Raw genomic sequence first — 10053 nt, 5'->3', positions numbered from 1 at the left:
GTCGTGCAGTCAACGCCAACGTGATCACCGTCGGCCCCTCCGCCGTGTTCCGGGCCGGCCCCGGTCCGGTGTCAGCCGGTGTTGCGCAGGCCGGCGGCGATGCCGTTGACGGTCAGCAGCAGCGCGCGGGCGCGCAGCGGGTCGTCGTGGCGGCCGGCCTCGACCTCCTCGCGCTGGCGGCGCAGCAGCGCGACCTGGAGGTAGGAGATCGGGTCGAGGTAAGCGTCGCGGACGGCGAAGGTCTGCTTCAGCACCGGGTTGTGCTCCAGCAGCTCGCTCTCGCCGGTGAGCCGGAGCACCTCGCGCAGGGTGAGCGCGTGCTCGTCCTTGATCTGGTCGAAGACGTGCCGCAGCTCGCCGGGCACCAGCTGCTCCACGTAGTGGCCGGCGATCCGCAGGTCGGTCTTGGCCAGCGTCATCGCGACGTTGGACAGGAAGTTGCGGAAGAAGTGCCACTCGCCGTGCATCTCGTCCAGCACGTCGCCCAGGCCCGCCGCGCGGGCGGCGGCCAGGCCGGAGCCGACGCCGTACCAGCCGGGGACGATCTGGCGGGACTGGGTCCAGCCGAAGACCCACGGGATGGCCCGCAGGCCGTCCAGGCCCGCGCCGGAGTCGGGGCGGCGGGACGGGCGGGAGCCCAGGTGCAGCGAGGCGAGCTGGTCGACCGGGGTGGCGGCGAAGAAGTACTTCGGCAGGTCCTCCTGCTCGACCAGGGCGCGGTAGGCGGTGTGGGCGGCCTCGGAGACCCGGTCCATCGCGGCGTCCCAGCGGGCCAGCGACTCGGGGGCCTGGCGCGGGGCGGTGTGCAGCGCGGAGGCGGAGAGGGTGGCGGAGATGGTCAGCTCCAGGTTCTCCCGGGCGAGGGAGGGGAGCAGGTACTTGTCGGAGATGACCTCGCCCTGCTCGGTGACCTTGATCTCGCCCTCCAGGGTGCCCCAGGGCTGGGCCAGGATGGCCTCGTGCGAGGGGCCGCCGCCGCGGCCGACGGTGCCGCCGCGGCCGTGGAAGAGGCGCAGCCGGATGCCGTAGCGGTGGGCGACGTCGCGCAGCCTGCGCTGGGCGCGGTGGATCTCCCACTGGGAGGTGGTGATGCCGCCGAACTTGGAGGAGTCCGAGTAGCCGAGCATGACCTCCTGGATGTCGCCGCGCAGCGAGACGAGCAGCCGGTAGGAGGGGTCGGAGAGCATCTCGTCGAGGATGCGGTCGGCCTGCTGGAGCTCGTCGGTGGTCTCCAGCAGCGGCACGATGCCGATCTTGGCGATGCCGGAGTGCAGGTCGATCAGGCCGGCCTCGCGGGCCAGGACGGTGGCGGCGAAGACGTCGTCGGCGCCCTGGCACATCGAGATGATGTAGCTCTCGACGATCTCGTCGCCGAAGCGCTCGAAGCCCTCGCGGATGGTGTTGAAGACGCCGAGGGTCTTGGTGCCGGCCTCGTCCAGCGGGGCCGGGGTGGGGGCGAGCGGGCGGCGCGAGCGCAGCTCCTTGGCGAGCAGCTTCTGCCGGTACTCGCGGGGCATGTCGGCGTAGCGCCAGGCCTCCTCGCCGAGGCGGTCGAAGAGCTGGCCGAGGGCGTGGTGGTGGGCCTCGGCGTGCTCGCGCACGTCCATGGTGGCGAGCTGGAGGCCGAAGGCCTCGACGGTGCGGATGGCGCGGGCGAGGCGGCCGTCGGCGATGAGCTCGCCGCGGTGGGCGCGCAGCGAGTCCTGGATCAGCCGCAGGTCGGCGATGAGCTCGCGGGTGCCGAGGTAGTCGCGGCCGGTGACGTGCGGGGTGCCGCCGGCCAGGCGCTCGCGGGTGTTCTCCAGCTTGAGCCGGATGCAGGTGGCCTTGAGGCGGTAGGGCTCCTCGGCGTTCATCCGCCGGTAGCGCGGGCTGAGTTCGGGAAGCAGGTGCAGGTCGGTGTTGAGCGAGGCGAGCAGCTCCACCGAGGCGCCGGCCAGCCGCTCGGAGGTGGAGAGGGTGTTGCGCAGGTCGTCGATGGCGTCCAGCGCGTCCTTGATGCCGTACTCGTGCTGGAGGTTGAGGACGTCCCAGGTGACCTGCGGGGTGACGTTGGGGTTGCCGTCGCGGTCGCCGCCGATCCAGGTGCCGAAGGTGAGCGGGCGGACGCCGTCGGGCAGGCTCAGGCCGACCCGGGCGAGCTCCTCGTGCAGCTCCTCCAGGACCTCGGGGACGGCCTCGCGGTAGAGCTCGTCGAGGTAGTAGACGGCGTTGCGGGCCTCGTCGGTGGGCTCGGGACGGGCGATGCGCAGCTCGTCGGTCTGCCAGAGCAGGTCGATGACCTCGGCGAGGCGGCGGTCGGCGGAGCGCCTGGCGCTGCTGGTGCGGGCCGGGTCGGCGGCGACGAGGCCGGAGGTGAGCTCCTCGCGGTGGATGCGGTCGAGGAGCTCGCCGATCCGGCGCAGCTTGTTGAGGACGCTGCGGCGGGCGGCCTCGGTGGGGTGCGCGGTGAAGACCGGGCGGACCGCGAGGTGGGCCAGGGTGTCCGCGAGGTGCTTGGGGTCGGCCTCGGCGAGCTGGTCGGCGGTCTGCGCGAGCAGCGAGCCCTCCCGGGCGCGGCGGGTGGCGAACTCGCGGCCGCGGTGCACCTGCTCGGTGACGTTGGCGAGGTGGAAGTAGGTGGAGAACGCCCGGACCAGCTTGGCGGCGGTGTCCAGGTCGATGCCGGACAGCAGCTCGGCGGTGGCCTCGCCGTCGGTGCGGCTGAGCAGGCGGACCTGTTCGACCAGGCCCAGCAGCTGGGGGCCTTCCTGGCGGACCAGCGTCTCGCCGAGCAGGTCGCCGAGGCGGCGGATGTCCGCCCGCAGGGCTGAGTTGTCGGCGACTGCGCCGGCTGCGACGACCGGCGTGGGGTTGTCCGCCGGGGTGGGGACCGGAGCGGTCACGGCTGGCTCCCTGTGGTGGTGGGGTTCGGCAACGGCTCATCGTCACAGGTCCACACGCGTGTGGCGGTTGTGACGCGTGCGGACCGCGCTGTCCGACGCGACCAGCATAGGTGTCGGGGCGTTCGCTGTCCGCGAGGTGGCCGGATGGCGGACAGAGCTGCCGAAAGAGACATGTGGTCTGGACCACTTGGCGGACGCGGAGAGCGTGCCGGAGAATCCCGGTGGGGAGGGGTGGGGGTTGCCGCATAATCTGTCGGACATGAGCAAGTCGCCTGGGGAGCGCGTGCCGGACCGGTCGTTCTGGTGGTGGAAGCGGCCGCGCAGCGCCTTCCTGGACATCGGGCTGGCCCTGCTCGCCGCGTTGCAGTGCGCGGTCAGCACGATCGGCTTCCTGTCCGTCCGGGTGGACCTGACCACCGGGGGCAAGACCGGGCTCGCGGTGCTCGGCATGCTGGCCGGCGGCTCGCTGGTGCTGCGCCGGCGCTGGCCGGCCGTCCCGGTGCTGGTCACCCTGGTCGCGATGCCCGGGATGCTGGGCGTGCTGCTGCTGGTGGTGTCGCTGTACACGCTGGCGGAGACCTGGGAGTGGCCCTCGCGGCGCCGGCGGGTGGTGGCGCTGTCCGCGCTGGCCTTCGCCGAGGCGGTCGCCGTGATGATGGTGTCGATGCTGAACCCCGGAGACTCGACGGTGGAGCCGCCGCCGCTGTGGGGCCAGGTGCTGATAGCCGTGCTGGTGGCGGTCGGGCTGACCGTCCCGCCGGTGGTGACCGGCCTGTACGTGGGCGCGCGGCGGCGGCTGATCGAGTCGCTCAAGGACCGCGCGCACGGCCTGGAGACCGAGCTGGACCTGCTGGCCGAACAGGCCCAGGAGCGCGCCCGCCGGGCCCGGCTGGAGGAGCGCACCCGGATCGCCCGGGAGATGCACGACGTGGTGGCGCACCGGGTGTCGCTGATGGTGGTGCACGCCGGGGCGCTGGAGCGGATCGCCGGCAAGGACCCGGAGAAGGCCGCGCAGAGCGCCAAGTTGATGGGCGAGGTTGGCCGGCAGGCGCTGAACGAGCTGCGCGAGATCCTCGGCGTGCTGCGGATGGACGACGAGCGGCCGCCGGAGCCGGACTCGCTGGCCGCGCTGCCGCGGCTGGTGGACCAGTCCCGGGCGGCCGGGATGGCGGTGACGCTGACGGTCAGCGGCAGTCGGCAGGAGTTCACCGGGGAGGCCGAGCAGACCGCGTACCGGGTCGTCCAGGAGGGGCTGACCAACGCGCACAAGCACGCGGGCGGCGCACAGGTGTCCGTCCTGCTGGCGTACGCGCCGAACGGGGTGCGGGTGAGCGTGGTGAACGCCTGCCCGGGCGGGGAGCGGGGCGCCGCCCAGCTGCCCAGCGGGGGCAACGGGCTGGTCGGGATGCGCGAGCGGGTGATCGCGCTGGGCGGCACCTTCTCGTCCGGGCCGGAGGCGGACGGGGGGTTCCGGGTCGAGGCGGTGCTGCCGTCCCGGCTGGCGGTGCGGGCCGAGCGGCTGCGGTAGGCGTCGGGCCTCGCTCCGGTGCCCGCCGGGCGTCTCCCGGTGCTCCGTGGCGCCCGGCCCGTCCGTCCGGTCCGGCCGGTGGTCCGCCTCAGCGGCCGTCGGCGGTGCGCAGCCGTTCCGGGGCGGTGCCCAGCACCAGGGCGGTGATCGCCTGGTCGATGCCGTGGCCGAGGAACCACTCGCCGGTGTGGTCCAGGCTGTAGACCCGGCCCTCCTCGTCGACGGCCAGCAGCGCCTGCCCGTACGCCTCCTCGCCGAGCGGGGCGACCTGGGTGCCCAGCGCCCGGCCGAGGTCGAGCAGGGTGCGGGGCTGGTGCAGGCCGCACAGCGGGTCGATCAGGAACGGGGTGCGGGCCAGTTGGCGGCCCGGGCCGGACAGGTCGAAGGCGAGGCCGCCGAACTCGGCCCAGGCCTCCACCGCCGCCGGGAACACCGCGTGCCGCGCGCCGGTGGGCGCGCCGTGCCCGACCAGGGTGTCGGCCCACTCCTCGGCCTGCTGGATCTGCCAGCGACCGGGGTGCCAGCCGGCTGCCTTGAGCTCGGCGGCGACGTCGGCGGGGAAGCGCGGGCGGGTCCGCCCGGAGGTGCCGGTGGTCGACTCGCCGGTGGTCGACTCGCCGATGGCCGGGTCGACGGTGGTCGGGTCGCCGGTGAGGGTGGCCGGCGGGGGCGGGGGCGGGCTGGGCGGATTCAGGACGGACTCCAGGGCTCGGGGACGGGGGACGGACCGGGCCGGCACGCGGCCGGTCAGCGCGCGGGCGGCCCGACGGCGACGCTCTGCACGGTGAAGTGCTCCAGCATCGGGGCGCAGGAGCGGCACGGCGGGGCGTGGGTGCCGTGCGCCGGATCGCCTTCCTCGCGGATCCGGACGGTCGTCAGCCGGGCGCCCTTGAGCGCCTTGCGGGCCTCGGCCAGACTCATCGGCTTGCGGGAGGCGCGCTTGGAGCGCCGGCCGTCGACCGTGGTCAGGTACCGGGAGAGCAGGACGGCCTCCGGGCAGCGGCCGGTGAACCGCTCGCGGGCCTCCAGCGGCACGGTGTCCAGGAACCCGGTGACCAGCGGGTGCAGGACCGGGCGGCGCTCGTTCTTGTCGCCCGCCAGGGTGTGCACCTCGCCGCCCTTGAGCGACAGCGCGGCGGCGACGGCGGGCAGCAGGCTGTCGCGGTGGTGGCGCAGCACGGGCGGGTCCGCCGGCTCACCGGTGGTCATCCGTCGTCCTCCTCCTCGTTACCCTGCGTCGGCCGGAGTGACCCGGCCGTTCCTGGGCAAGCCTGTCAAACGACACCGACATCCGTACAACCGGGGTGCGGCGGCGACGGATACCGGTCGGATCGGACGGGCGGTCATCCGATGCTCGCCGAGGGCTCGCTCCCGCGTCACGACTTGTCCGCTGATTTCCCGAAACCACCCCGGGCCGGGACGGCGGCCGGTACCGTTCCGGCGCTGCGCGCCGCCGGGATCGGCGCCGGGGTGCACGACTCCGTGCCCGGTCCGCCCGCAGCCCGCGTTCCGTAGCCCGCGTACTGCAGCCCGCGTTCCGTAGCCCGCGCTCCGTCACCTCGGCCCTGCGCCGGGGCGTTCCCGATCGCCGGACCGGCCGTCCGCGAACCGTTCGGGCCGCCCGTGCACCGCTCGGTCCGCCCGTGCGCCCGCACCTCGCCGAGGTGCGGCAGGAGCGGGCGGCGCGGGTCCTGGCACGGGCGCCGGGTGGGCGGTGGTGGGCCGGTCCGCGGTGGCGGAGGATCTGCAAAGCCGGGGGTCCGGGCCTTGAGGGGACCCCCTAGGCTGGTGCCCAGCAAGCACCGAGTATTTGCAGCAGCCAGTGGGGGCTCCCAGATGACGACAGGTCGGCCCGGCGTCGCCGCCGCACCGAACGCGGCGTACGCAGGTCAGGTGGTGCAGTTCCCGGATCCGGTCCGCGCCGAGCGGTACCCCGCCGGAGTCGGCGTGGACGAGTACGGCTACCCGGACTTCGGCCCCTACGCGGCCGCCGCGGCCGAGGTCGCCGACCCGCCGGCGGGCTTCGGGGTGGACGAACTCCGGCTGACCGACTACGTCTCGGCCAACGTCGCGCTCTACACCCAGGGCCACCCGCTCTGGGCCGACCTGGCGACCGCCGTGGCCACCCCGCCCGGCTGGACCTGGCACCACGCGGTCGGCCGCGCGGCCCCCGGCTGGCGGCGGATGGAGCTCGTCCCGGTCGAGGTCAAGGCACTGCTGCGGCACCACGGCGGCCTGGCCACCTCCGCCGCCGACCACACCCGCCGCGGCACCCGTCCGCTGCAGGAGCGCCGGCCCGTCCACTTCTCGCTGGCCAAGGACGGCGGCGACCCGATCGGCGTCGCCGAGGACCTGGTCCAGCGCGCCGAGGAACGCCTCGGCTACCGGCTGCCCGGCGCCTACCGCACCTTCCTCAAGCTGGGCGGCGGCCGCGGCCCGGTCGGCGTGGCGCTGGACACCGACCTCGGCCTGCTGCTCGACCAGCCGTTCCTGACCCTCACCGAGGAGTACGGCACCGAGGACGTCGTGTACGCCAACAAGTGCCTGCGCGACCACCTCACCAAGGACTACCTGGCCGTCGCCTACGCGCAGGGCGGCCTGGTCGCGCTCAAGGTGCGCGGCGAGCGGACCGGCTCGGTCTGGTTCCACCTGTACGACGACGCCCGCGACTCCGGTGCCCCGGAGGCTCCGGAGGAGCGCTGCGCCCGGCTGCTGCTGCCCTGCGGTGAGGACTTCGACGACTTCCTGCTGCGGCTGGCCGGCAGCCCGCCGGAGCTGGAGACGGTCGCGGAGCTGATGGTGAACGGCGGGTTCGCCCGGGCCGTCCAGGTGGGCTGATGCGCCGGGACGCGGTGGTGACGGTGGTTCCGGCGGTGCCGGTGGGACGGGGGACGACGAGGATGCGGACAGGGGTGAACCGGGCGTGGTGACGTACGCGCAGGCGCAGGAGCTCGCCGAGGAGTGGATCAACGGCGGGGTGCCGCGCTCGCAGCAGCGCGAGGTGCGGGTCCGGGAGTTCGACCTGGGCTTCGTCTGCTGGGCGATGCCGTCCGGGGACGGCTCGGGGGGCGGGGCCGCGGGGCCGGACGGCTCGGGTGCGAGCGGCGCGGGTCTGAGCGGTTCGGGCCCGGGTGGGGCGCGGTTGGTGATCGCCCGGGACTCGGGTGCCAGCACGCTCTGGCCCGCGCTGCCCGTCAACGAGGTGGTCCGGCGGTACGAGGAGGTCTACGGGCGGCCGGTCGCGGCCAACCCGGCCGGGGCGGCGAAGCCCGCGCCCGGGCCGGTGGAGGCGACATCCTTCCTGCTCAGCCCGCCGCAGTGGCTGCAGGAGGCGGGGGCCGCGGCGATCGCGGCGGAGGCGGAGCGGCTGGGGGCCGGTGCGTCCGCTCCCGCGGCTGTTCCTGCTTCTGCGTCCGTTCCTGATGCGGTGTCGGCTTCGGCTCCGGTTCCTGCTGGCGCGCCGTTGCCGGCTGTCGGGCCCGCCGAGGATCCGTTCGCTGCGGTGGTGCCGCCCGCGCCCGCCGTGCTGACCGAGCCACCGGTCTCCGACCGGCCCGCCGGGGACGCGCCGACCATGCTGGCCCCGCCGCCCGCCTTCGAGCAGCCGGTCATCGCGCCGCCGCGGCCGGGGACCGCCGTTCCCCTCCCGCCGCCCGTCGAGCCGGTCGCGCCGTTCGCACCGCCCGTCGCACCGCCCGCCGGTGCCGAGGCGGCGACCGTCCTGATGCCCGACGGGCTGCGGACCACCGGCTCGGACCTGCCCGACGCGCCCGCGTCGGCCGGCACCGAGGCCGCGACCATGCTGATGCCGCCGGCGAGCGGTGGCTACGGCGTGCCCCCGGTCCCGCCGGCCGCCGCCCAGCCGCCGACGGCCCGGCCCCCGGCCGCCGAGCCGGCGCCGACGCTGCTCGCGGCGCCGGACGCCGTGCCCGGCCCGGGTGGCCTGCCCGGTGCCCCGGCGGGTGCGCCGGTGCCGCCCGGTGCGCCGGTGGAGTACGCGCCGACCATGCTGGCCCCGCCCGGTGGAGCCCCCGGCCTCGCCGGTCTGCCCGGTGCCCCGGGCACCCCGGGCACCCCTGGCACTCCGCCCGGCGGGACGCCCACCGGCGGCGCGCCGCCGGGCACCCCGGGCCGTGCCCCGGGCTCGGCCCCGCCGCCGCCCCCGCCGGCCGCGCTGCGCGGTGGCCCTGCCGGTTCGCCCGGTGCGGGCGCCGCCCCCGGCGCGCTGGGCCGCGGCGGCGGCTCCACCCCGCCGCCGCCCCCACCCGCCGAACTGAAGGGCACCCCGGGTTCCGGCACGCCCGCCGGCGCCCCCGGAGGCCGTGCGGCCGGTTCGACCCCGCCGCCCCCGCCCCCGGCGGGTCTGCGCGGCGACGCCCCGGCGCCCCAGGGCACGCCGTCCGGCGGCACGCCCTCGGCCGGGGCGGCGTACGAGGCGACCCAGCTGGCGAGCGCGATCGACCCGGCACTGTTGGGCGGCGGCCCGGCGGACCCGGGCACCCCGCCGTCCGGCGGCCCCGCCGTCCCGCCGCCGCCCGGTGGCCCGGCGGCCCCGGCCGCGCCCGCGGCCGGCTACGGCTACCCGAACGCGGGCGGCGCGGCCGGGGTCGTCCCCCCGGCGGCGGTGACCGGCTCGCCGCAGCCCGCGCCGGTGCCCCCGGGGGTGCCCGCGGTCGGCCCCGGCTACTTCGCCGCGCTCAGCTACCGCGGCCCGGACGGCTCGGAGCAGAAGCTGCTGCACCGCAGCGAGCCCGGCACCCCGCACCCGGAGTGGAAGATCCTGCAGGACCTGCGCCGGCTCAACGTGCCGCCGGAGCAGGTGCTGGAGCTCTACACCGAGCTGGAGTCGTGCGATCTGCCCGGCGGCTACTGCAACCGCATGATCGCCGCGTCCTGGCCGAACGTCAGGCTCACCCACACCGCCCCGTACGGCCGCGACCACGCCTCCCGGCAGGCCGGGATGGCCGAGCTGCTCGACCACCTGGACGAGCTGCACCAGCTGGCCTCCGGCGCCCAGCGGGTCCGCCCGTTCCGGGTGCCGCTGCCCGCGCCGGGGACGGTCCAGGCACTGCCGCCCCTCCCGCCGCAGCAGCTCGCCCAGGAGATCGGTGCCGCCTTCGGGCAGAACCTGTTCCGCTACGAGCAGCGCGCCGTCTCCCGCCAGGGCGTGCCCGAGCCGGTGTCCCAGAGCCTGATGTGGGCCGGGCTGCCGCGCGACTTCGGGCCGTTCTTCTGGGCGCAGGCGCAGGAGGGCCGCCCGATCCCGACGCTCGCCGAGCTGGCCGCCGAGCGCGGCCTGCCCGGTGGCCCGGACTTCGGCGGCTACCTGGTGCTCGGCAACGACTACGGCCGTCAGCTGTGCGTCCAGTACGGCACCGCGAACGTGGTCGCGGTGGACGTCGATGGAACCGGCCGCCCGCCCCGGTTCGTCAACAGCGGTGTACCGGAGTTCGTCCGCGCGCTGGCCCTGCTGGGCCGGATGTGGCGGCTGCGGTACGGGCTGACGCCGGACCAGGCCGGTCGCTGGACGACCGACTTCCAGGCCCAGCTCGCCGCGATCGACCCGGCGGCCCTGCAGCACGCGGACACCTGGTGGGCCGTGCTGCTGGAGCAGTTCTGGGACGGCCTGCTGTAGCGGAC

The 10053-nt window shown here is 75.7% G+C and carries 6 protein-coding genes; 3 read left to right on the top strand and 3 right to left on the bottom strand.

Annotated elements, in window-relative coordinates; all coding sequences use genetic code 11:
• Positions 1 to 71: 71 nt before the first annotated feature.
• Entirely contained in the window at positions 72 to 2807 is a 2736-nt protein-coding gene (gene ppc, locus AB0Q99_RS33515) for a phosphoenolpyruvate carboxylase (protein WP_363577911.1), read from the bottom strand.
• Positions 2808 to 3144: 337 nt separating this feature from the next.
• Here ppc and AB0Q99_RS33510 point away from each other — a divergent pair, with 337 nt between their 5' ends.
• A complete protein-coding gene (locus AB0Q99_RS33510; protein ID WP_363577905.1) occupies positions 3145 to 4413 on the top strand; it encodes a histidine kinase in 1269 nt (422 codons plus the stop codon).
• 88 nt (positions 4414 to 4501) lie between these two features.
• Here AB0Q99_RS33510 and AB0Q99_RS33505 read toward each other — a convergent pair whose 3' ends face one another.
• Together AB0Q99_RS33505 and AB0Q99_RS33500 are read right to left on the bottom strand one after the other, a co-directional pair.
• Positions 4502 to 5035, bottom strand: coding sequence for an SUKH-3 domain-containing protein (locus AB0Q99_RS33505; RefSeq protein ID WP_363577909.1), 534 nt, complete (start codon positions 5033 to 5035; stop codon positions 4502 to 4504).
• Positions 5036 to 5160: 125 nt separating this feature from the next.
• Complete coding sequence (locus AB0Q99_RS33500; protein ID WP_363577903.1) at positions 5161 to 5622, bottom strand: YwqJ-related putative deaminase; 462 nt, start codon at positions 5620 to 5622, stop codon at positions 5161 to 5163.
• Positions 5623 to 6249: 627 nt separating this feature from the next.
• On the opposite strand from AB0Q99_RS33500, the gene AB0Q99_RS33495 reads away from it, so the two are divergent.
• Both AB0Q99_RS33495 and AB0Q99_RS33490 read left to right on the top strand, forming a co-directional pair.
• Complete coding sequence (locus AB0Q99_RS33495; protein WP_363577901.1) at positions 6250 to 7251, top strand: SMI1/KNR4 family protein; 1002 nt, start codon at positions 6250 to 6252, stop codon at positions 7249 to 7251.
• 85 nt (positions 7252 to 7336) lie between these two features.
• Positions 7337 to 10048, top strand: a complete 2712-nt coding sequence (locus AB0Q99_RS33490) for an SUKH-4 family immunity protein (protein ID WP_363577899.1) — start codon at positions 7337 to 7339, stop codon at positions 10046 to 10048.
• The last annotated feature ends 5 nt before the right edge of the window (positions 10049 to 10053 follow it).

Source organism: Kitasatospora sp. NPDC086791 (assembly GCF_040685975.1).
Classification (GTDB): Bacteria; Actinomycetota; Actinomycetes; order Streptomycetales; family Streptomycetaceae; genus Kitasatospora.
The sequence above is the reverse complement of the archived record's forward strand: the minus strand, read 5'-3'. Positions and strand labels throughout refer to the sequence as shown.